This window comes from Stenotrophomonas testudinis, assembly GCF_024499815.1.
GTDB lineage: Bacteria > Pseudomonadota > Gammaproteobacteria > Xanthomonadales > Xanthomonadaceae > Stenotrophomonas.
Genome location: NZ_JAMOKY010000043.1, coordinates 16,809 through 37,667, shown reverse-complemented (window position 1 = coordinate 37,667; position 20,859 = coordinate 16,809). Strand labels below are relative to the sequence as shown.

17 protein-coding genes are annotated in these 20,859 nt (G+C 69.3%); 7 read left to right on the top strand and 10 right to left on the bottom strand.

The window, feature by feature from the left end; translation table 11 throughout:
• Positions 1–94 precede the first annotated feature (94 nt).
• A complete protein-coding gene (locus tag NQ204_RS17355) occupies positions 95–1,012 on the bottom strand; it encodes a M14 family metallopeptidase (RefSeq protein ID WP_116862439.1) in 918 nt (305 codons plus the stop codon).
• A gap of 170 nt (positions 1,013–1,182) precedes the next feature.
• Between NQ204_RS17355 and NQ204_RS17350 the strand changes: the two genes are divergently transcribed.
• From NQ204_RS17350 to NQ204_RS17325, 6 genes are all read left to right on the top strand, one after another.
• On the top strand, positions 1,183–1,836 hold the full coding sequence (locus tag NQ204_RS17350) for a DUF3348 family protein (RefSeq protein ID WP_256644506.1): 654 nt from the start codon (positions 1,183–1,185) through the stop codon (positions 1,834–1,836).
• Between the two features lie 10 nt (positions 1,837–1,846).
• Positions 1,847–4,078 carry a DUF802 domain-containing protein gene (locus tag NQ204_RS17345; protein WP_256644505.1) on the top strand — a complete coding sequence of 744 codons (2,232 nt, stop codon included), beginning with the start codon at positions 1,847–1,849 and terminating at the stop codon, positions 4,076–4,078.
• Complete coding sequence (locus NQ204_RS17340) at positions 4,075–4,713, top strand: OmpA family protein (protein WP_108769056.1); 639 nt, start codon at positions 4,075–4,077, stop codon at positions 4,711–4,713. The genes NQ204_RS17345 and NQ204_RS17340 overlap by 4 nt, the downstream gene beginning before the upstream one ends.
• Positions 4,703–5,083 (top strand): DUF2894 domain-containing protein, encoded by a 381-nt coding sequence (locus NQ204_RS17335; RefSeq protein ID WP_488192373.1) that lies wholly within the window; start codon positions 4,703–4,705, stop codon positions 5,081–5,083. Before NQ204_RS17340 ends, NQ204_RS17335 begins: the two co-directional genes overlap by 11 nt.
• 245 nt (positions 5,084–5,328) lie before the next feature.
• Positions 5,329–7,647: a TonB-dependent receptor gene (locus tag NQ204_RS17330; RefSeq protein WP_256644503.1), complete on the top strand. Its 2,319-nt coding sequence runs from the start codon at positions 5,329–5,331 to the stop codon at positions 7,645–7,647.
• 35 nt (positions 7,648–7,682) lie between these two features.
• Positions 7,683–9,134: an esterase-like activity of phytase family protein gene (locus NQ204_RS17325; protein WP_256644502.1), complete on the top strand. Its 1,452-nt coding sequence runs from the start codon at positions 7,683–7,685 to the stop codon at positions 9,132–9,134.
• Between the two features lie 157 nt (positions 9,135–9,291).
• Here NQ204_RS17325 and NQ204_RS17320 read toward each other — a convergent pair whose 3' ends face one another.
• The 9 genes from NQ204_RS17320 to NQ204_RS17280 all read right to left on the bottom strand — a co-directional run bounded on the left by NQ204_RS17320 (position 9,292) and on the right by NQ204_RS17280 (position 20,329).
• The gene (locus tag NQ204_RS17320) at positions 9,292–10,050 is read right to left on the bottom strand and encodes a 2,3-dihydro-2,3-dihydroxybenzoate dehydrogenase (protein WP_256644501.1); all 759 of its coding nucleotides are present in this window, start codon (positions 10,048–10,050) and stop codon (positions 9,292–9,294) included.
• Positions 10,041–13,928, bottom strand: coding sequence for an amino acid adenylation domain-containing protein (locus NQ204_RS17315; protein ID WP_256644500.1), 3,888 nt, complete (start codon positions 13,926–13,928; stop codon positions 10,041–10,043). Before NQ204_RS17315 ends, NQ204_RS17320 begins: the two co-directional genes overlap by 10 nt.
• Positions 13,925–14,182, bottom strand: coding sequence for a phosphopantetheine-binding protein (locus tag NQ204_RS17310; RefSeq protein WP_256644499.1), 258 nt, complete (start codon positions 14,180–14,182; stop codon positions 13,925–13,927). The genes NQ204_RS17315 and NQ204_RS17310 overlap by 4 nt, the downstream gene beginning before the upstream one ends.
• Complete coding sequence (locus NQ204_RS17305; protein WP_256644498.1) at positions 14,182–14,814, bottom strand: isochorismatase family protein; 633 nt, start codon at positions 14,812–14,814, stop codon at positions 14,182–14,184. Before NQ204_RS17305 ends, NQ204_RS17310 begins: the two co-directional genes overlap by 1 nt.
• A complete protein-coding gene (locus NQ204_RS17300; RefSeq protein ID WP_116862449.1) occupies positions 14,814–16,463 on the bottom strand; it encodes a (2,3-dihydroxybenzoyl)adenylate synthase in 1,650 nt (549 codons plus the stop codon). Before NQ204_RS17300 ends, NQ204_RS17305 begins: the two co-directional genes overlap by 1 nt.
• Positions 16,460–17,653 (bottom strand): isochorismate synthase, encoded by a 1,194-nt coding sequence (locus tag NQ204_RS17295; RefSeq protein ID WP_116862450.1) that lies wholly within the window; start codon positions 17,651–17,653, stop codon positions 16,460–16,462. The genes NQ204_RS17300 and NQ204_RS17295 overlap by 4 nt, the downstream gene beginning before the upstream one ends.
• Complete coding sequence (locus NQ204_RS17290) at positions 17,650–18,846, bottom strand: MFS transporter (RefSeq protein ID WP_116862451.1); 1,197 nt, start codon at positions 18,844–18,846, stop codon at positions 17,650–17,652. The genes NQ204_RS17295 and NQ204_RS17290 overlap by 4 nt, the downstream gene beginning before the upstream one ends.
• 121 nt (positions 18,847–18,967) lie before the next feature.
• Complete coding sequence (locus tag NQ204_RS17285) at positions 18,968–19,279, bottom strand: DUF3817 domain-containing protein (RefSeq protein ID WP_256644509.1); 312 nt, start codon at positions 19,277–19,279, stop codon at positions 18,968–18,970.
• A 114-nt stretch (positions 19,280–19,393) separates the two neighbouring features.
• Positions 19,394–20,329 carry a TIGR03571 family LLM class oxidoreductase gene (locus NQ204_RS17280; RefSeq protein ID WP_256644497.1) on the bottom strand — a complete coding sequence of 312 codons (936 nt, stop codon included), beginning with the start codon at positions 20,327–20,329 and terminating at the stop codon, positions 19,394–19,396.
• A 56-nt stretch (positions 20,330–20,385) separates the two neighbouring features.
• Here NQ204_RS17280 and NQ204_RS17275 point away from each other — a divergent pair, with 56 nt between their 5' ends.
• Positions 20,386–20,835, top strand: coding sequence for a GNAT family N-acetyltransferase (locus NQ204_RS17275; protein WP_256644496.1), 450 nt, complete (start codon positions 20,386–20,388; stop codon positions 20,833–20,835).
• Positions 20,836–20,859 lie beyond the last annotated feature (24 nt).

Below are 20,859 nucleotides of genomic sequence, written 5' to 3'. Positions count from 1 at the left end.
CCCCCCCCCCCCCCCCCCCCCCCCCCCCCCCCCCCCCCCCCCCCCCCCCCCCCCCCCCCCCCCCCGACTCTACAAGAGCGAGCCCGGCGTTACGTCATTGGGCGAGCGCGTAATCCAGGCCGGCGCACACCGCCGCCACCTGGGCGTCGTTGCATTCCTGCGGGTTGGTACGCGGGCTGTCCGGGTAGACCTCGGTGGTGGTGGCATAGCGGGCGTCGGTGAAACCGGCGCACGCACCGATCGAACGCGACTCGCCCCAGACCACGCCCGTCGACTGCAGCGGCAGGCCCACCAGGTTGCCCTCGGCGTCTGCCGGGGCGATGTGGGTGATCGGCGCAACGGCCTCGATCAGCGCTTTCTGGAAGCCGTGCTGCGGATCTTCGCTGTTCCCGATCACGTAGAAGCCATCGGGAATGGTGTCACGCTCGAACGGCTTGCCGTCGCGGGCGCAGCGCGCCGGGTCGAACTCGTGCAGGTCGCTGTCGGTGGTCTCGTGCAGGTCCAGGTGCACGCGGATGTCGGCCTTGCGCTCGGCCACCCAGCGCATCAGCGACGCGGCTTCCTCGATCAGGCCGCCGTCACGGAAGCTGCGGTTCGGGTCGATCGCATCCGGGTTCCAGCGCTGGATGCGCTCGTAGCCCCAAGGGCTGACGCACGGCGCCACGATCAGGTTCATCCGGCCCAGGTAGCGCTCGGCCTGCGCTTCCAGGAACTGCAGGGCGCCATGCACGCCGCTGGTCTCATACCCATGCACGCCGCCGGTGACCAGGGCGGTCGGCAGCACCGGGTTCCAGTCGTGGTTGACCACGGCAAACAGCGGGTAGTGGTCCGGGGCATAGTCGAGCTGGCCGTACTGGATCACGTCGAAACCGTCGTCCAGGCGCTCCAGGGCGGCCACCACATCATCGTGGTAGCTGCGCTGGCGCTGCTGGGCGGCCCGCCACTGTGCGCGTTCAGCATCGCCCCAGGGCTGGCCGGGGGTACCGATGGGATAGAACGGCGCGAGGGTCATGCAGGAGCTCCAGAAGGTCCAGTTGCGTTAGTGCAGCCGACCATTCTAAGCCGTCTGCCCGCCCCGGCCGAGACCCTCCCCTGCCATGCCCGCCACGGGCCACCCGCCCCCTTCATCCAGAGGCGGTCATCTGGTTGTAAAATCAACGGTTTTTGGCCCCTGGCTACTTGATGGCGAACGCCGCGCAGCCGGTCCTGGGTGGACCGGAGTTCCTCCGCCTGCTTGCCCGTCTCAGCGACGGTGCGATGCCGGCCAGCAGTCCCGCCCTGACCGATCGCCTCGGCCAGTGGGTGGACTGGAGCCGTGCCGTGGCCCTGTCCGGGGCGCTGGACGGCCGCCTGCCCGAACCGGGTGAGGCCGTCGAAGCGGTGGAGGACCTGCTGGCCGACTGCGCCCAGGCCGAGTCCAGCCTGCTGGCCTCGATCCGCGAGGATGCCGAGGCCGAACGCCTGCTGGACCTGGCCGAGGCCGCCGCGCAGGCCAACTTCGCCTCGCTGCGCCAGCGTTACCGCGTGCTGCAGCAGGCCATCCAGACCGCCACCGGACGCCTGCGCGGGCGCCTGCGCGACCAGCTGGTGCAGGCCTCGCCGGAGCTGGCGCGGCTGGCCGAGGTCGACGCGGTGATGGAACAGACCCTGACCCCGCGCGAGCACAGCCTGCTGGCCACCGCGCCGTCGGTGCTGGCCGCCCGTTTCGAACGCGTGCACGGCCAGCCCGGCTGGCGCGCGTCCTTCCGCAATGACATGCGCAACCTGCTGCTGGCCGAGCTTGAACTGCGCTTCCACCCGATCCACGGGCTGCTTGCAGCCCTGCGCTCTCACTGACCGGAACACCATGTCCAGAACTGCATTCCATGTCGTTGTTTTCCTTGTCGGCCTGCTGGCCGTGTGCTGGATCGGCATCGGCTACGTGGCGGTGCACCCGCTGGGCGCGGCGGTGGCGGCGATCATCGCGGCCTGCTACATCGCCGGCGGCGTAGAGCTGTACCGCTACCGCCAGGCCAGCAACGGGCTGCGTACCGCACTGAACGACCTGGGCGCCGCCAACGACGCCCTGGCGCCGTGGCTGGAGCGCGTACCGGTGGGCCTGCGCAACGCCGTGCGCCTGCGCGTGGAAGGCGAGCGCATCGCCCTGCCCGGCCCGGTGCTGACCCCCTACCTGGTCGGCCTGCTGGTGCTGCTGGGCATGCTCGGCACCCTGCTGGGCATGATGGATACGTTGCGCGGCACCGGCCTTGCGCTGCAGAGCGCCACCGACATGGCCGCCATCCGCGGCTCGCTGGCCTCGCCGGTGCAGGGCCTGGCCGTGGCCTTCGGCACCTCGATTGCCGGTGTCGCCAGCTCGGCGATGCTCGGCCTGCTGTCCGCGCTGCTGCGCCGCGACCGCCTGCAGGTCGTGCAGCAGCTGGATCGCGCCATTGCCGGCGAGCTGCACCCGTATTCGCAGGCCTGGCAGCGCGCCGAGTCGCTGCGCCTGCTGCAGGCGCAGTCGGCCGCGCTGCCCGCGCTGGTGGACCGCCTGCAGGCGATGACCAGCGCCTTTGAGCAGCACAGCACGGCCGCCAACGAGCGCCTGCTGACCGGCCAATCCGACTTCCTCACCCACAGCCAGGCACTGCAGGAACGACTGGCGGTTTCCCTGCAGCAGTCGCTGCGCGAAGGCGCCGAGGCCAGTGCCGCCGCCATTGCCGGCGCGCTGCAGCCGATGGCTGAGACCACGCTGGCAGGGCTGGCCAACCATGGCCAGGCACTGCATGCGCGCGTCGAGAGCGCCGTGCAGCAGCAGCTGGCCGGCCTCAGCGAAGGCTTCGAGCGCAGCCGCGTGGCCACCGAGGCGAGCTGGGCCAGGATCATCGCCGAGCAGACTCAGGCCCAGCAGGCACTGGTGGCTGATCTGCGCCAGCACCTGCAGGCCTTCAGCGAGGGCCAGGGCGCACAGGCCGAGACGGTACTCGCACGCATCGGCGAGCGCCTGCAGGCCGACGCCGCCGGCAACACCGAGGCGTGGCGTGCTGCCGCAGAAAAGCAGCAGGCCGTGAACGCTGCGCTGGTGGAGCGCCAGCAGCAGGCACTGCAGGCGGTCGGTGCACAGCTGGATACGCAGGCACAGGCGCTGCTGCAGGCATTGGACGAGCGCCATGCCGCGGGCCAGTCGCTGCTGCAGGATCACGAGGCGCAGCGTTCGCAGGACTGGCAGGCCGCACAGGCCGCCGCCGCCAGCGCGCATGCCGAACTGCAGGCGGGCCTGGATGCACGCGAACAGCAGCGCCAGGCGCGTTGGGATGCGGTGGCCGCCGAGCTGCAGCAGGCGCACGTCGCCCTGCAGGCCCAGCTGCAGGCCGGCGACGAACAGCGCCTGCAGCAGTGGAGCACGGCACTCGACGCCATTGCGCAGGGCCTGGCCGAGCGCCAGCAGCAGGTCTGCGAGACCCTGGCCAGCACCGCACAGCAGATCGGCGAGAACGGCCGCGAACAGGCCAGCGCCACCCTGGCCGAAGTCTCCACCCTGCTGCAGACCGCCGCCGACGCCCCCAAGGCCGCGGCCGAGGTCATCAACGAACTGCGCAGCACCCTGTCCGAGAGCCTGGTGCGCGATAACAAGATGCTGGAAGAACGCGGCCACCTGCTGGCCACCGTGCAGACGCTGCTGGAAGCGATCAACCACGCCTCGTACGAACAGCGCAGCGCCGTGGATGCGCTGGTGGGCGGCTCGGCCGAGCTGCTGGAACGCGTCGGCAGCCGCTTCACCGACCACATCGCCGCCGAGACCGGCAAGCTCGACGGCATCGCCGAGCATCTCAGCGGCAGCGCAGCGGACGTCGGCCAGCTGGCCGGCACCTTCGGCGCCGCCGTCGAGCAGTTCGGCGCGGCCTCCACCGAACTGTCCGGGCGCCTGGAACAGATCGGCGGCGCGCTGGATGCTTCGCTGGCGCGCAGCGATGAGCAGCTGGCCTACTACGTGGCGCAGGCGCGCGAGGTGGTCGACCTCAGCCTGCTGTCGCAGAAGCAGGTGATCGAAGAGCTGCAGCAGCTGGCCGCCCGCCGCGGCAAGGCCGGCAGCGCATGAGCGACGAACTGGAGGTCGACGGCGGCTCACACGCCCCGATCTGGGCGGCATTCGGCGACCTGATGTCGGTGCTGCTGGGCGCCTTCGTGCTGATCCTCGTCGGCGTGGTCGCGGTGCAGCTGGAACTGTCGCAGCGGCTGGACCAGGAAGTGAAGCAGCGTCAGGCCGAAGCCAAGCGCCTGCAGACCCTGGAACAGGCGCTGGCCGGGCCCTTGGCTGCCGGTCGCGTGACCCTGGTCGATGGCCGCATCGGCATCAGCGGCAGCGTGCTGTTCGCACTCAACTCGGACCAGCTGCAGCCGGAAGGCCAGGAGCTGCTGCGCAGCCTGGCGGCGCCGCTGGCGGCGTACTTGGGCTCGCGCGAAGAGATCCTGATGGTCAGCGGATTCACTGATGACGCGCCGATCCGCGATGGCAACCGCCGCTTCGCCGACAACTGGGAGCTGTCCGCACAGCGTTCGCTGACGGTGACCCGCACGCTGATTGCCGATGGCGTTCCGGCCGATGCGGTGTTTGCCGCCGCGTTCGGCAGCGAGCAGCCGGTCAGCTCCAATGCCGATGAAGCCGGCCGCGCGCGCAACCGCCGCGTGGAGATCGCACCGATTCCCAAGCCGAAGGCCGCTGATGGCAAGTAAGCCGCAGACGCCGCGGGAAGGCCTGCGCGCACTGGTGCGCGACCTGGATGCCGGCTCGCGCAGCCTGGCGCATTACCCGCAGGTGCCGATGCTGGACCAGGTGCGCCGCGACTGGAGCGAGCTGCGCAGTGAAGTGCAGGTGCGCCGCTCGCTGCGCGCGGAGGCCCCGGCCGATGGTGGCCCCTTGAATTCCGCGGTGCTGGTGCAGCGCATGCTGGACACGATGCAGGCCACCAGCCCCGGCTACCTGCGGCACTTCATCGACTACATCGACACACTGTCGTGGCTGCAGGCGTTGCAGGATTGCGCGACGAGCGCCGCGGATACCGCGAAGCCCAAGCGCACGCGCAAGCCCCGTACCGCGGGCTGAGCGCTCCTGTAGAGCCGAGCCCACGCTCGGCTCCATCCAGATGCAGCCGCGCATCGGCTCGGCTCTACAGTTCGTCACTAAACCGCAGATGACAATGTCACCCGACAGTCATCTACGTAGCGCACCATTTTCACGTTGACCACGCGGCGCCTGCAGCGCCAGCGGTCGCATCCGTTGTCTCCCCTCCCGAACTCCATGAGCTCCGCACACATGCGGTGGCTCGTGCCTGCCTGAGTGCCTGCAACATGACGAAGACTATGTTGGCCGCCGCGCTGTCCATCGCGCTTGCTCCCGCGGCCTGGGCGCAGGACGCTGCCCCGACCTCCAGCACCGCCTCTGCGACCGACCTTGACGCCGTCTCGGTGATCGGCAGCGGTGAAGCGCGCCAGGTGCAGCGCATCACCCGCGAGAACCTCGACATCCTGCCGCCGGGCACCAGCCTGCAGAAGACCCTCAACCTGCTGCCGGGCGTCAACGCGCAGTCGGCCGATGCGCTTGGCACCAACGAACAGTCGATGACCCTGAGCCTGCGCGGCTTCAACTCCACCCGCCTGGGCTACACCCTGGACGGCGTGCCGCTGGGCGATGGCGCGTACAACAACTACAACGGCCTGACCATCAACCGTGCGCTGATCAGCGAGAACATGGCCGGCGCCGAACTGGCGGTGGGCATCGGCAGCCTCGGCACACCGTCCACCAGCAACCTCGGCGGCACCATCTCCTACACCTCCGACCGCCCGGCCAAGGAACTGGGAGGCCGCGTGGTGCAGACCTTCGGCAGCGATGCCAACCGCCGTACCTTCGTGCGCGTGGACAGCGGCGAGTACAACGGCTTCTCCGGCTACGTGTCGGGCATGAACGCCGTGTCGGACCTGTGGAATGACCAGACCGCCTACAACGAATCGACCACCAGACAGTTCAACGCCAAGGGCATGTGGAACTTCGACGGCGGCCAGATCACCGGCTTCGTCAACACCTCGCGCACCAGCCAGGCCGACTACTTCTACCTGTCCAAGGACGAAATGGCGCGCGGCCTGGGCTGGGACTGGGGCGGCTATGCGCCGGACTGGAACAAGGCCGTGGCCAAGGCCTACTGCAACACGGCCAGCTTCAATGCCAGCAAGTGCGACAGCAGCGGCCCGGACAAGGACGCCGACGGCGCCTTCACCGCCGGCCAGATCCTGCGCGATGACAACCTGTACTACCTGACCGGCGATTTCTTCATCGCCGATGGCTTCAGCCTGCGCGCCGTGGCCTACCACCACGACGACCGCGGCGAAGGCCACAACTGGAACAGCGGCGCCTACTCGCACAAGGGCACCGCGCAGGAAATCCCGATCATCTTCCGCAACACCATCTACACCATCGACCGCGACGGCGGCACGCTGTCGTTCGATTGGGACCTGGGCGCGCACCGCATCGAAGGCGGCGTCTGGTACGAGCGCAACACCAGCAGCGCCGAGCGTTACCAGACGGCGGTGGACGGCCCGCGTGACATGAGCGGCATGAACACCAGCCAGGCCGACACCGGCGTATTCGCCCAGCGCACCCGCTGGAAGACGCACCAGTTCTACCTGAAGGACACCTGGCGCCTGCTCGACGATCGCCTGACCCTGGAGTTCGGCGCCAAGAGCCCGCACGCCACCTCCGATGCGGAGGCCCTGCCGGGCGAAGCGAAGACGCCGATCCCGGCCAGTTCCAACAACCAGTTCGCGACCGGCACGCTGAAGGCCAGCAAGAACTTCCTGCCCAGTGTTGGTGCCAACTTCCGCATCACAGACCACCACGAAGTGTTCGCCAGCTACGCCGAGAACATCGCCATGTTCCAGGGCGGCTTCAAGCTGGGCCCGCAGGCCGTGAGCCAGGCCACCTGGAATGCGCAGGGCAACCTGAAGCCGGAAGAATCGCGTTCGATCGAAGCCGGCTACCGCTTCGTCACCGACACCCTGCAGACCTCGCTCGCCGCCTACAGCGTGCGCTTCGACAACCGCCTGCTGCAGTACAACCCCTGCGACTCGCGCCAGCCGGTGGGCCCGACCTGCGGCAACCGCTTCTACAACGTCGGCGGGGTCGACAGCCGTGGCGCCGAACTGACCGTGCTGTGGACCCCCAGCGAGTACTTCAGCTGGTACACCTCGGCCTCGCTGAACCGTTCGACCTACGCCTCCAACTACGTGCAGGCCGGCGTCGAGCAGCAGATCAAGGGCAAGATCCAGACCGATACGCCCAAGCAGCTGCTGGCCACCGAGATCAGCTGGCGTGACAACGGCTGGTTCGCCAGCCTGCGCGGCAAGTACACAGGCGAGCGTTTCTACACCTACACCAACGACCAGGGCTTCGGCGGCTTCACCGTCTTCGACATGGCCGGCGGCTACGACTTCGGCCAGGTTGGCTTTGCCAAGGGCGTGCGCCTGTCGGTAAACGTGACCAACCTCACCGACAAGCGCTACGCCAGCAACCTGGATTCGAGCGTGTTCGCCGCCAGCGATCCGACCGGCAAGCTGTACGTGTTCCATGCGTCGGCGCCGCGCCAGGTGTTCGGCACCATCGACGTGCGCTTCTAAGCCAAGCGCCTTGACCGATCCCGAGGAGTCCACCGATGTTTGCTACCGCCCTGTTGCTGGTCGCCCTCTCCGCCAGTGGATATGCTGCCCCGCATGAAGCCAGCGGCGCGCCGCCGCGCACGCTGCAGCTGGGCGGCCGTACCTACGTGGACAAGGGGTTGGTCGCAGCCGGGCGGCTGCCGGCGGGCACGGTGGACTTCCTCGGCGATACGCTGGGCTCGTTCTCCTCGCTGGCGGTGCAGCCGGGCACCTGGAAGCGCACCGCCAGCGGCTACGAGGGCGTGCTGTGGACCCTGCCCGACCGCGGCCGCAATGATCCCGAGGCCGGGCTGTTCTATGACTATGCCGGCCGCGTCGAGCGCATGCGCCTGCGCATCGACCTGCCTGCCGGCACGCCAGGCACGGTCACCCTCGTGCCGGACAAGGGCGTGGTGCTGAAGGACTTCAATGGGCAAGCCTTCACCGGTGCAGACCCGGGTGAGCACACCGTCGCCCAGCGCGGGTTGGTGCTGCCCTCCCCGGCCGACGGCGTGGGCGCGGGCAAGGTCTCGCTGGACGCCGAATCGTTGCAGTTCACCGCCGATGGCCATTTCTACGTGGGCGATGAGTACACCGCCAATGTCTACTACTTCGATGCCCAGGGGCAGCTGCAGGGCGTGATCGTCCCTCCCGTGGCGATCCAGCCTCGCACTGATGGCAAGCCTGCATTTGGTTCGCTGGCACCGCCGCAGAGCGGCCGCCGCAACAACCAGGGCTTGGAAGGCATGGGCCTGTCGCCGGACGGCAGCCGCCTGTTCGTGGCCCTGCAGAGCGCCACCCTGCAGGACAGTGCCAAGGGCAACGCCGCGGGGCGGGTCAATACCCGTGTGCTGGTCTATGACGTGACGACCTCGCCGACGCCGCAGCAGCCGATGGGCCATTACGTGATGGCCCTGCCCGCCTACGCGCACGACGGCAAGGGCAAGCTGGACCGCACCGCCGCGCAGAGCGAACTGCGCGCCCTGGATGCCAATCGCTTCCTGCTGCTGGCCCGCGATGGCAACGGTCTCGGCAAGGGCGGCGATGACCCGATCATCTACAAGTCCGTGCTGCTGGTGGATGTGGCCGAGGCGAGCAATCTGGCCGGCACCGCGTATGAGACCGGCACGGCGTCGGTGCTGGCCGACCCTGCCAGCACGGTGTTGAAGGAAGGCATCACCCCGGCACGCAGCGATGAACTGCTGAACCTGCTGGATCGCCCCCAGCTGGCCCGCGTGGGCCTTGACCTGGAGACCGCGCGCGGCCCGCATGCTGGGTTGCTGTCGGAGAAGTGGGAAGCGATGGACGTTCTGCCCGCGCTCGATCCGCAGCACCCGAAGGACGTGCTGCTGCTGATCGGCAACGACAATGACTTCATCGCCCGCCACTGCCGCATGCAGGGCGAATCCTGCGACAGCGCCTACGACAACGACAACCGTGTGCTGGTGTACCGCCTGACCCTGCCGTAAGACATCGCCGGGCATGGCCCGGCGCTACCGGATCAATCCGGATATCTACTGTAGAGCCGAGCCCATGCTCGGCTGCGACAGTGGCACGCAAAAGCGGCCGAGCATAGGCTCGGCTCTACAACATCGCGACCGTTCGAGGCATCGGATCCGCAGCAGCTCAGCCGCGGAGGGTCGCGCCGCCGTCGACATACAGGTCGCTCATCGCTACGTGGCCGGCCTGTTCGGAGAGCAGGAACATCACCGAGTGGGCGATGTCCTCCGGGGTGGCCAGCTTGCGCAGCGGGATGCCGGCCTTGTAGGTGTCAAGGTTGCCTGTAATCACCCGCTCGGCGCCCTGCGCGTCCTCCCACATGCCGGTCTGCATCGGGGTCAGGGTGGAACCGGGGGCGACGATGTTGCAGCGGATGCCCAGTGGCGCCAGCTCCAGCCCCAGGCAACGGGTGAACATGGTGGCTGCGGCTTTCGATGCCGCGTAGGCGGCCATGCCATGGCGCGGCACGCCAGCCGCATTCGAACTGACAGTGACGATCGCCCCCTGGCGCCGCGGTGACATCACCCGCGCCAGCGCGCGGCCGACATGGAACACGCCATCGGCATTGACCGCGAACACGCGTCGCCAGTCCTCATCGCCGGTGCCGGCCACGTCACCCACGTGCAGCACGCCAGCCACGCTGGCGGCCAGCGTAATCGGTCCAACCGTCGCCTCGACATCCGCCACCACGGCATCCACCGCCGCGCTGTCGGTCACGTCCAGCGCACGTGCATGCACGCGTGCATCGTCTACCCCAGGCCTCTCACGATCCGTCGCCACCACCGTGCATCCCGCATCGGCAAGCAGCCGCACCAGCGCTGCGCCAATGCCACCGGCAGCCCCGGTCACCAGCGCCACACGTCCTTCAAACCCGGTCAGCTGCATGCTGCGATCTCCTGTTGATCATCCCACTGCCGCAGCCGTGTCGACAACCACGGCGCCAGCTGCGCCACCGCATCGCGGCCGGTCAGCTCGGCGTGCAGGAACGGCAGTTCCAGCGCCTGCACCTTGCGCGCATGCGCCATCCACAGCGCCGATTGCAGCTGTGGCCGCGCCTGGTGGTCACGGCCCGCGCGCACATGCACCAGCGTGCCGTCGTACGGGCGATGGTGGTGCTCACGGATCAATCGATTGGTCCCGGTGACGGCACGCACCACCCCGTCCAGCACCACGTCCGGCAGGCTGCCCAGCGCGCTGCCGCCACGCCGCAGAAACGCGAGGATACGCTCGCGGCTGTCCAGTTCCGGGCGGGCATCGGGATCGTGGCCGGCAATGGCCAGCAGCGCGCGCAGCGCCGCGATGGCATCGGGCTCCGGCTCGGCCCGCCAGCATTCGCTGGGATAAGCATCCAGCAGCACCAGCTCACCCACCTCGCGGCCGATCTCGTGCAGGCGCACCGCCATGGCCTGGGCCAGGATGCCGCCTACCGACCAGCCCAGCAAATGCACCGGCCCCTGCGGTTGCAGCGTGGCGATGCGGCGCACGTAGTCGTTGGCCATCATCTCGATGCTGGACGGCATGGCCTGCTGCGGATCCAGCGCCGACGACTGCAGGCCGTGGACCGTGCGCGCCGGCTGCAGCGCATGTGCCAGCGTCCGGTAGTTCCAGGCAATGCCGCCGGCCGGATGCACCACGAATAGCGGCGGCGCGGCATTCTCCGCCGTGGCCAGTGCAATCACCGGACCCAGCGCGTGGTCGGCCAGCGCCGGGGGCTCGGCAATGCGTGCGGCCAGTGCGGCGACGGTCGGCTGCGCAAACAGTGCGCCCAGACCAAGATCGCAGCGCCAGCGTTGTTCGATGGCCAGCAGCAGGTGCACGGCCGACAGCGAATCGCCCCCCAGGCTGAAGAAGTCCGCGTCCACAGCCACCGGCAACTCGCGGCCCAGCGCGCGTGCGAACAGCTCTGCCAATTCCTGCTCCAGCGGCGTACGCGGCGCAAGCCCGGCGACATCCTGCTGCGGCGGCTTCGGCAGCGCCGTGCGGTCCAGCTTGCCGTTGGCCGTTACCGGCCAGTGGTCCACGCCGACGAACGCCGAGGGCAGCATGTAATCCGGTACGCGCGTGGCCAGATGGCTGCGCAGTACCGCGGCATCCGCGCACGACGAGGGCACGTACGCCACCAGCCGCGGATCGCCCGGCGCGTCGTGGCGCAGCAGCACTTCCACCCGGTCCATGCCCGGCAATTCGCGCAGCGCGGCCTCGATCTCGCCCAGCTCGATGCGCAGGCCACGCAGCTTGACCTGGTGGTCGCTGCGGCCCAGGTATTCCACCGCGCCATCGGCACGCCAACGTGCGACATCGCCGGTACGGTAGATGCGCTCCCCGGGCAGGAAGGGATCGGCCAGGAAGCGCTCGGCGGTCAGGTCATCGCGACCCAAGTAGCCACGCGCCAGCTGCACGCCGCCCAGGTACAGGTCACCCGGCACGCCGACCGGCAGCGGCTGCATGCGCGCATCCAGCACATACAGGCGGGTATTCCACACGGGGAAGCCGATCGGCACCGGTCGCGCGCGATCCTCGGCCGAGGCTGGCCACCAGCTCACGTCTACCGCGGCCTCGGTCGGGCCGTACAGGTTGTGCAGTTCCGCCTGGACCCGGCCGTGGAAGCGATCACGCAGCGCGGCGTCCAGCGCCTCGCCACTGGCAAACACCCGGCGCAGCTGCAGGCCCTGCGATGCCGGCGCGGCGAGGAAGGCGTCGAGCATGGACGGCACGAAATGCGCGGTCGTGATCTCGTGGCAGCGGATCAACCGCGCCAGCTCGGTCGGGTCACGATGCGCCTCCGGCCCGGCCAGAACCAGGGTCGCGCCACACAGCAGCGGCAGGAAGAACTCCCAGACCGACACGTCGAACGTGGCCGGGGTCTTCTGCAGCACGCGGTCATCGGCGGTGAAGCCGTAGTGCTCGCGCATCCACAGCAGGCGATTGACGATGGCGCGGTGCTCGATGACCACGCCCTTGGGCTCACCGGTCGAGCCGGAGGTGTAGATGACATAGGCCGCATCGTCCGGCGATGGCGGGACCCACGGCGCCGCGAGACTCACTGCGGTCCACTGCGTGGGCGCCAGCACCGGCACCTCGCCCAGCCGTACCTGTACGTCGGCCTCGGCCAGCACGCAGGTCGGTCGTGCCGAGGCGAGGATGCGCGCCAGGCGTTCATCGGGATGGGCAGGATCCAGCGGCAGGTAAGCGGCGCCGGCACGCAGTACGGCCACCAGCGCGACCACCAGCTCCAGCGAGCGCGGCAACGCCACCGCGACCACCCTGCCCGGGCCGACGCCCAGCGCGCGCAGCTGGGCCGCCAGCGCGAAACTGCGCGCTTCCAGCGTCCCGTGGTCCAACGAAACGTCGCCGAACACCAACGCCGTCGCCTGCGGATCACGATCCATGCCCTGCTGCAGCAGCTCCACCAGGGTAGTTTCGGGCAGCGCATGGGCGGTGGCGTTGAAGCAGTGCACCGTGCGCTGCGCCTCCTCGGGCGTGGCCAGCGGGACGTCGGCCATATCGGACGCCTGCAGCGCGGCCGCCACGAAATGCAGCAACCGCGTGGCATGCGCCTGCACGTCGTCGCGGCTGTACAACGCGGGATTGGCCTCGATCTCCAGGTCCAGCAGGGTCTGGCCGTCGCCACGGAAGCCCAGGGTCAGATCATCCACCGGGCCGGTGCACAGCACGTCCAGCGTGGCCTCGACGCCGGGCAGCGCCAGCGGCCTGTAGAACGGCTGCACGTTCACCAGCGGGCCGTGCAGGCGCTGCTGCGCACCGACCAGGCCGAGGTCACGACGCAGCTGTTCGCCCCGGTAGCGCCCCTGCTTGCGCCCCTGGCTCAATTGTCGGCCAATGCCACGCACAACGTCTTCGACGCTGCCCTCGCCCGCCGCGACCCGCAGCGGCAGCACGTTCATCACCATGGCCGGCACCCGCGCCGAGGCATTGCCCAGGCGCCCCATGTAGGGCGCGCCCAGCACCACTTCCTCGGCCGCGCTCATACGTCGCAGGTACTCGGCCGACAGCGCGGCCAGCACGTCCGGCCACGGTTGCAGCCACCGCACCGAGGTCTGCAGCATCAGTTCGCGGAAAGTTGCGTCGAGCGGCTGTACGAAACGCAGCGCATCGTCGCTGGCCGCTACCGTCCCGGCCAGCCCCGCACCCGCGGGCGCGCCCTGCAGTTGTTCGTGCCACCACTGGCCCGCCAAGCCCCGACGGGAATCTGCGCGATAGCCGGCATCATCGGCCAGCACGCCGGCCAGCGGCGGCAATGGCTCGCCATCGCGTCCCGCATACAGCGCACACACGCGGTCACTGAACAACGCCATGCCATAGCCGTCGGTAGCCAGGTGGTGCACGCGCAGGTACCAGACCCAGCGCTGCCCACCCAGATCGAACAGCACCTGCTGGCTGATGCGGTCACGGCTGGGATCCACCGCCGCCAGGCGGTCGGCCTGCATCGCGGCACGCGCCACCGCAGCCGGGTCAACCTCGGAAGACACATCGCGCAGTGACAACAACGGCACATGGGCGGCGTCGTGCCACTGCAGCGGCTGGCCGTCCTCGCCTTCGGCAAAACGCAGCGCGAATGCCTGCGCTTCGGCCGCCGCCTGGTTGGCTGCGGCCACGAACGCGTCGACGTCCAGCGCCCCCTCGATCCACACGGCATGGGCCGTATTGAATGAAGGATTGTCCGGTGCCAGGCGCTGGGCAAACCACAGGCCCGACTGCGCCTCGGTCAGCGCTACCGGCGCCGCCAGCCCCGCGGCGTTCATGCCTGCTGCGCCGCCTGCAGCTTCTGCACCACCGCCCACCACTGGCGCAGCGTGCTGTGCTCGGCCAGCTGCGAGAACTCCAGCGGCAGCCCGGTGTTGCTCCAGGCCAGGACCAGGCCGAGCATGCGCATCGAATCCAGGTCGAGGTCCATCAGGTTGTCGTCGTCGCCGATATCGGCCGGCTCGCAGTCCAGCACGCGCGCCACGTCGGCGCGCATTCGCTCAAGGTCGAGCACGTCGTTGGTCGTGGCCATCAGAGCTCCTCCAGCAGCTGCGCGGTGGTCATCGGTACGCCACTGGTGCGGGCGATCCAGTGCAGGGCCTGGTCATGGTCGGCGCGCGAGAAGTCGGCCACCGCATCGGCGGCGATGAAGGCTTCGATGTCACGCTGGAAGGCCTCGACCACGGTGGCCGTGCAGCCGATATGCGCATACACGCCGGTGACCAGCAGCTGGTCGCGGCCGCGCACGCGCATCAGGGTTTCCAGGTTGCTGCGCTGGAAGGCGCTGTAGCGGTGCTTGACCAGCACCTGCTCTCCCGCCTGCGGGGCAAGCGCATCGATGATCGGTTCGTGCTCCTCGCCGCGGCGCATGCCCGGCCCCCACAGATCGGCCTGCAGGCCGCGGTCGCGCCGGTCCTGGTCGCCATGCTGGGCGGTGTAGAACACCGGAATGCCGTGTGCACGGCAATGCGCCAGCAGGCGCGCGATGTTGGCCACCGCCGGCTGCAGCGGCTCGGCACCGGCGTCGAACGCCGCCAGGAAATAGCGCTGCATGTCATGCACCAGCAAGGCGATGCGATCACGCTGCGGGCGCCACGGGCCTCGTGGGGCCGGCAGTTCGGCGGCAGTCGGCAAGGGGTATGGGGTAATGCGGGGCAGCGCCATCAGCGCGTTCCTCCTGTTTGTTGCAGATGACGCGCACGCAGCTGCGCGCGCAGTTCACGGCGGCTGATCTTGCCGACCGCCGTGGTATCGAAACTGTCCACGAACACCACCTGGTCGGGCACCTTGAACTCGGCCAGGCCGCGGCCGCGCATCCATGCCTTCAGCGCGGGACCCTTGATCGGTTCGCCCTGCTGGATGACGAAGGCGCAGCTGCGCTCGCCCAGGTAGTCATCGGGAATGGACACCACCGCCGCGTCGAACACGGCGGGATGGGCCAGCAGATGGTCTTCGATCTCCTCGGCGGAGATCTTCTCGCCGGCACGGTTGATGTGGTCGCCCGCCCGGCCCTGCACCACCAGGTAGCCGCCCGGCAGCTGCTGCACGCGGTCACCGGTGCGATAGAAGCCATCGTCGGTGAAGGCGCGCGCGTTGGCCAGCTCATCGTTGTGGTACGCGCCGATGGTGTACGGGCCACGGGTCAGCAGATGCCCCACCTCGCCTTCGGCCACGGGCTGGTCGTGGTCATCGACCACGCGCACCTCGTCATCCGGGCTGATCGGTCGCCCCTGGCAGGCCACGACCAGGTCTTCGGGGTCATCCAGCCGCGTGTAGTTGACCAGGCCTTCGGCCATGCCGAACACCTGCTGCAGGGTGCAGCGCAGGCCATCGATCACCCGCCGCGCGGCCTCCGGCACCAACTTGGCACCGCCCACCTGCAGCACCTGCAGGCTGGACAGATCGTGTTTGCTGGACGCTGCGGCCTGCGCCCACAGCAGCGCCAGCGGCGGCACCAGGCCACAGCAGGTCACCCGCTCGCGGGCGATCAGCGGGAACGCGGCGTCCGGGCCGGGGCCGGGGCTGAGCACCACGCGGGCGCCGGCATACAGCGCGCCAAAGAAGCCCGGCGAACTCATCGGGAAATTGTGCGCCGCCGGCAGCGCGACCAGATAGACGCTGTCGCGGTCGATGCCGCAGATCGCGTTGCTGGCGCGGAACGAATAGATGTAGTCGTCGTGGGTGCGCGGGATCAGCTTGGACAGCCCGGTGCTGCCACCGGAAATCTGCAGGAAGGCCACCGACTGCGGGTCCGGATCGGGCGGCAATGCGCTGCGGTTACCCTGCAGCGCATCCAGGGCAATGAACCCGTCCGCCTCACCATCGATGACCACATGCGCAATGCCCGGCACCTCCCCCTGCAACGCACGCGCCAGTCCGCGGTGGTCGAAGGTCTCATGCACGTCGGTGGTGATGTAGGCACTGGCTTCGGCCTTGCGCGCGAAGTGCACCAGCTCGGTAAGACGATGCGCCGGCAGCACGTACACCGGCACCAGGCCGGCACGGAACAGCCCGCATACGGTGGTGATGAAGCCGGCGGTGTTGCCCAGCTGCACCAGCACGCGGTCACCCGGCTGCAGGCCCAGGCCCAGCAGACCCGCACCGATGCGGCCGGCCTCGTGCCACAGCTGCGCATAGCTCAGGCGCACGTCGCCGGCCACCACCGCGGTCTCATCGGCGAACTGCTCTGCGCGCTCACGCAGGAAGGCCGGGAAGGTCTCGCCGCGCCAATGGCCGGCGACGCGATAGCGCGCGACCCGATCCTCGGGCCAGACCTGCTGCAGCGGCAGCCGCGGGGAGACAGCGTTGTTCATGGCATGGGCTCGATCAGGGGCGCCGGGTCATGCACACCCAGAGCGCTCAACAAGGCAGTGAATTTCGCGCCGGTCTCGGCCGCTTCGGCCTCCGGCTGCGAGTCGGCGACGATGCCGGCACCGGCGAACAGCCGCAGCTGCGTGCCCTGCAGGCGTGCGCAGCGGATCGCCACGTACCAATCGCCATCACCCTGCGCGTCCAGCCAGCCGACCGCACCGGCGTAGAAGCCGCGCGGCACCGGTTCCAGCTCGCGGATACGCTGCAGTGCGGCCTGGCGTGGCGTCCCGCAGACCGCCGGCGTCGGGTGCAGTTCGGCCAGCAGCGTGGCGGCCGGCGTCGAGGGATCCTTCAGGGTGGCATGGATGCGCGTGCCGAGGTGCCACATGCTGGCCGTGGCGTGCAGCACCGGCTGTGCCTGCGCTTCGACGCGGCTGCACCACGGCGCCAGGCCATCGACGATGGCCTCGACCACGTGGCGGTGTTCGTCATGGTCCTTGCGCGAGGCCAGCAGCGCCTGCGCAACGCGCTGGTCTTCAGCAGGATCACTGCTGCGACGGGCGGAGCCGGCCAACGGATGCGACAGCACCTGCGCGCCGCGCTTGTGCAGCAGCAGTTCCGGCGTTGCGCCGACCAGCCAAGCTGGCGCCTGGCCCGGCTCGACCGGCAGCGGCACGGCGTAGGTCGCCACCGAGGGATCGGCGCCGAGGCGTGCCAGCAGCCTGTCCGGGGCCACGGGAAGATCGGTGTGGGCCAACAGGCTGCGCGCCAGCACCACCTTGTGCAGGCTGGCATCGGGCGCACGCATCGCCTGTACGGCGGTGGCCACGGCCGCCGCATACTTCTCCGCCGTAGGCTGCGGCTGCAGCACGCCGCGCAGGGCCGGCGCGGCGACATGCTGCGGTCGCAGCCCGGGCAGCACGCGCTCGGGCTGGTACAGCGCATCGTCCGCACGCGGCTCGAACGGCACCGCCCCCACCAGCAGGCCCGGGCCGCCGCGCTGCTGCGCGAAGAAGGCATCCACCCGCTCGGCCAGGCTGGCCAGCGCACCGGTCGGCAGGCTGGCGCGGCAACCGCGTGCATGCAGCTGCTTGTCAGCGTGCTGCAGCAGGAACAGTGCGGCTTCGTCGGCGTGGTGGGCAGGCGGCGGCGCAGCCTCCGGCCACGCCCCCTGCATCAGCGAATCGTTCATGCGGTCTCCTTTGCGCGGTGGGCCATGGCCAGGCCGCACAACAGCAACAGCAGCACGCCCACCAGCAGATACGGCAGGCTGGCGCCCGCGCGGTACAACAGCGTGCCCAGCATCGGGCCGGCGACCATGCCCAGCCCCTGCGCGGCTGCAACGGTGCCGGCGGCCGCGCCCTGCTCGTGGGGCTGCACCGCATCGGCGGCCAGCGCCTGGAACGAGGGGAAGACGAAGCCCATGCCGAACGCCGCAAACGCATACGCCGCCGGCAACTGCCAGGGCTGCTGCACGGCGGCGACCGAGGCGAAGCCGAGCCCGGCGATCAACGCACCGAGCGTGATCCAGCGGCGCGGATGCACCTCCAGCTTCATCACCAGCACCTGCGCCAGGATCAGGCCGACGCCTACCGCTGTGAGGGCGATGCCGGCCATGCGTGCGCCGGCGGCGGCATCCAGCGCGAAGCGATCAATGGCGAAGAATCCCACGGTGACCTGGGCGATGGTCACCGAGACCATGCCGACGAAGGCCGCCAGCTGCGGCAGGCGCAGGCGGGCATCCAACCGCGATATCGGTGCGCGGGTACGCGCCTGTGCAGCGGCCACCGGCGGCGTAGCCGGCAGGCGCCAGGCGATCAATGCCAGCGACAGCAGCGGCAGCAGCGCCGCCACGTACAGCGCCAGGGAAAGATTGCGATACGCCAGCCAGCCCGCAGCGGCCGGGCCCAGCACCATGCCCAGCGCATTGGCGCTGCCCAGCCGCGCCATGAACTGCGCACGCTGGCCGGTGGGGGCCTGGTCGGCGATGAGGGCGGCGGCGGTGGGCGGCACGGCCGCATAGAACAGGCCGATCAAGCCGCGTGCGCCCACCAGCACCAGCACCGACACCAGCACCGGCGGCACCACCTGCAGGGCAACATCGATGAACACCGCCAGGCCGACGTAGATGACGGTGTAGGCGGCCATGGCCAGCAGCAGCACGCGCTTGCGGCCGATACGGTCACTCAGCCGGCCCCAGGGCCGCGCGGCCAGCATCCACAGCACGCCGGCGGCAGTGACCGAGAGGCCGGCGTGCCATTCGGACAGGCCGAGCAGGCGCACCACCGGCCCGATCACCGCCACGAACGACATCATCGCCATCGTGCCGATCAGGGCGGCAAGGACCAGGGCCGGCAGACCGGCGACGACGGGACGTGCATGCATGGAACACCAGTCGATTCAAAGAAGGCGCCGACCCCGGCAGGGGTGAAGGCACCCTTAAATGATAACGGCTCGTATTTGCATTTGATACCCATTCGCTTGAACGCCCGGGTAACGCAGCGTCTCAACGAGGGCTGCGCAGCTCCAGCAGGCCACGACGGCGGAACCACCACTCCAGCGGCAGGGTCACCAGCGGCGGGATGGCCGCCAGCAGCGCCAGCGCACTGGCCCACCACGGCCAGCGCAGGCGGATGGCGGCGAAGAGGGTGACCGCAACATAGACCATGAAGGCCACGCCATGCAGGGGGCCGAACACTTTGACCAGGGCAACATTGGCGTAAGGGCCGTACTTGAGCCACATGCCGCTCAGCAGGCCAGCCCAGGTCAGCGCTTCGATGGAGGCGACCACGGCGAACAGCCGCCCGGTCGGATGCATGGGATTACGTCGGGTCACGCGCGGCTCCGGCAACAGGATCAAACGCGAATGATACGCAGATGCACTCGCCCTGTAGGGTCGAGCCGTGCTCGCCTGCTGTCGGCGGATGCCACATCAAGAGCCCTGTCCACCAAGGTGGACACCTACCGAAGCAATTTCCAGCAACACCTCATCCACCGGCCGCCCGTTGTCGACCAGGTTGAACATCACATGCGCCACGCCCTGCCCGTGCACGTGCTGCAGATAGGCCTGCAGCCCTTCGCGGCCCACCTTCAGGCCCAGTGGCAGCGCTTCCGCCGGTGCCTGCGGATCGGCCTGCAGGTCCAGCAGCATCGACTGCACGAACGGCTTGGCCTCACCGGCGCCCTGCGCCTGCTGCCACAGCCCGATGCGCCCCTCCTGGGCCGCCTCTTCGCGGTGGTAGGTGGCCCAGCCTTCCGCTTCGCGGGCGATCCACTGCAGGCTCTGCCGCGCCGTGCCGACCACCAGCATCGGAACGCGCGCCTGCGCTGCCGGCAGCACGTCGAACCCACCGGTGGCATCGCGCAGGTGCGCCCGTCCGGTCTCGTCCGGCGACAACGCCGCACGCAGCAGCGACCAGCGCTCGCGGAACGTGGCCGCTCTGCCCTCCAGGTCTTCAGCGAACGCTGCGAATTCTTCCGGACGATCGCCCGAGCCGAGGCCCAGCACGAAGCGACCGCCACTGATCCGGTCCAGGCTCAACGCGGATTTCGCCACGTGCAGCGGATGGCGCAGCGGCAGCACGATGGCGGCGGTGCCCACTGCAATACGCGTGGTGGCACCGGCCAGCAGCGCAAGCCAGAGGAAAGGATCGTCCAGCGCGCTGGTTGTCGCATCCGGCCCCTGCGGCACCATCAGCGGCACATCGCGGGTCCACAGCGCAGCAAAACCAAGATCATCTGCCAGACGCGCGACGCGTTGCGCTTCGGCAACGTCGGCAAGGCCGTGTGCAGCGACCGGCGTCATCAGCCCCAGGCTCAGGCCGTGTTGCGGGAACACCCGCGCATGGGCCGCATTGAAGTGGTTCATGCGCCGAGCTTATCGTGTGTGATGCACCCGCATCGTCATCATGGAAGGAACACTGCATGCATCCCATCCGCCCCGCCCGCCCCGACGACCTGGCCGCGATCAGCGCGATCTGCATGGCTGCTTTCAGCGAAGCCGTGGCGCCGTCGCTCAGCGCACAGGGCGTGGCAACGTTCACCCAGGTGGCCGGAGCCGATGCCTTCGCCGAGCGCCTGCAGGGTGACAACCACATCCTGGTCGCCGAGCAGGACGGCAACATCGTCGGTGTGATCGAGCTGAAGGAAGGCCGGCATCTGGCGATGCTGTTCGTCGATCCCGCCTGCCAGGGGCAGGGCATCGGCCATGCCCTGTTCAAGGCGGTGCTGCCACAGCTGCGCGCACCAGCGATGAGCGTGCGCGCCTCGTTGAATGCCGTATCCACTTACCAGCGCTACGGCTTCGTCATCGATGGCGAGGTCGGCGAGTTCAACGGACTGGTCTACCAGCCGCTGAGCCTCACCGCCTCCTGATTCGGAGCTCGGAGCCGCGCGAGC

What these genes read in the sequence shown, in the direction of transcription:
- NQ204_RS17355 (WP_116862439.1), bottom strand. Translation starts at nt 1,012, where the DNA reads ATGACCCTCGCGCCGTTCTATCCCATCGGTACCCCCGGCCAGCCCTGG.
- NQ204_RS17350 (WP_256644506.1), top strand. Translation starts at nt 1,183, where the DNA reads ATGGCGAACGCCGCGCAGCCGGTCCTGGGTGGACCGGAGTTCCTCCGC.
- NQ204_RS17345 (WP_256644505.1), top strand. Translation starts at nt 1,847, where the DNA reads ATGTCCAGAACTGCATTCCATGTCGTTGTTTTCCTTGTCGGCCTGCTG.
- NQ204_RS17340 (WP_108769056.1), top strand. Translation starts at nt 4,075, where the DNA reads ATGAGCGACGAACTGGAGGTCGACGGCGGCTCACACGCCCCGATCTGG.
- NQ204_RS17335 (WP_488192373.1), top strand. Translation starts at nt 4,703, where the DNA reads ATGGCAAGTAAGCCGCAGACGCCGCGGGAAGGCCTGCGCGCACTGGTG.
- NQ204_RS17330 (WP_256644503.1), top strand. Translation starts at nt 5,329, where the DNA reads ATGACGAAGACTATGTTGGCCGCCGCGCTGTCCATCGCGCTTGCTCCC.
- NQ204_RS17325 (WP_256644502.1), top strand. Translation starts at nt 7,683, where the DNA reads ATGTTTGCTACCGCCCTGTTGCTGGTCGCCCTCTCCGCCAGTGGATAT.
- NQ204_RS17320 (WP_256644501.1), bottom strand. Translation starts at nt 10,050, where the DNA reads ATGCAGCTGACCGGGTTTGAAGGACGTGTGGCGCTGGTGACCGGGGCT.
- NQ204_RS17315 (WP_256644500.1), bottom strand. Translation starts at nt 13,928, where the DNA reads ATGAACGCCGCGGGGCTGGCGGCGCCGGTAGCGCTGACCGAGGCGCAG.
- NQ204_RS17310 (WP_256644499.1), bottom strand. Translation starts at nt 14,182, where the DNA reads ATGGCCACGACCAACGACGTGCTCGACCTTGAGCGAATGCGCGCCGAC.
- NQ204_RS17305 (WP_256644498.1), bottom strand. Translation starts at nt 14,814, where the DNA reads ATGGCGCTGCCCCGCATTACCCCATACCCCTTGCCGACTGCCGCCGAA.
- NQ204_RS17300 (WP_116862449.1), bottom strand. Translation starts at nt 16,463, where the DNA reads ATGAACAACGCTGTCTCCCCGCGGCTGCCGCTGCAGCAGGTCTGGCCC.
- NQ204_RS17295 (WP_116862450.1), bottom strand. Translation starts at nt 17,653, where the DNA reads ATGAACGATTCGCTGATGCAGGGGGCGTGGCCGGAGGCTGCGCCGCCG.
- NQ204_RS17290 (WP_116862451.1), bottom strand. Translation starts at nt 18,846, where the DNA reads ATGCATGCACGTCCCGTCGTCGCCGGTCTGCCGGCCCTGGTCCTTGCC.
- NQ204_RS17285 (WP_256644509.1), bottom strand. Translation starts at nt 19,279, where the DNA reads ATGCATCCGACCGGGCGGCTGTTCGCCGTGGTCGCCTCCATCGAAGCG.
- NQ204_RS17280 (WP_256644497.1), bottom strand. Translation starts at nt 20,329, where the DNA reads ATGAACCACTTCAATGCGGCCCATGCGCGGGTGTTCCCGCAACACGGC.
- NQ204_RS17275 (WP_256644496.1), top strand. Translation starts at nt 20,386, where the DNA reads ATGCATCCCATCCGCCCCGCCCGCCCCGACGACCTGGCCGCGATCAGC.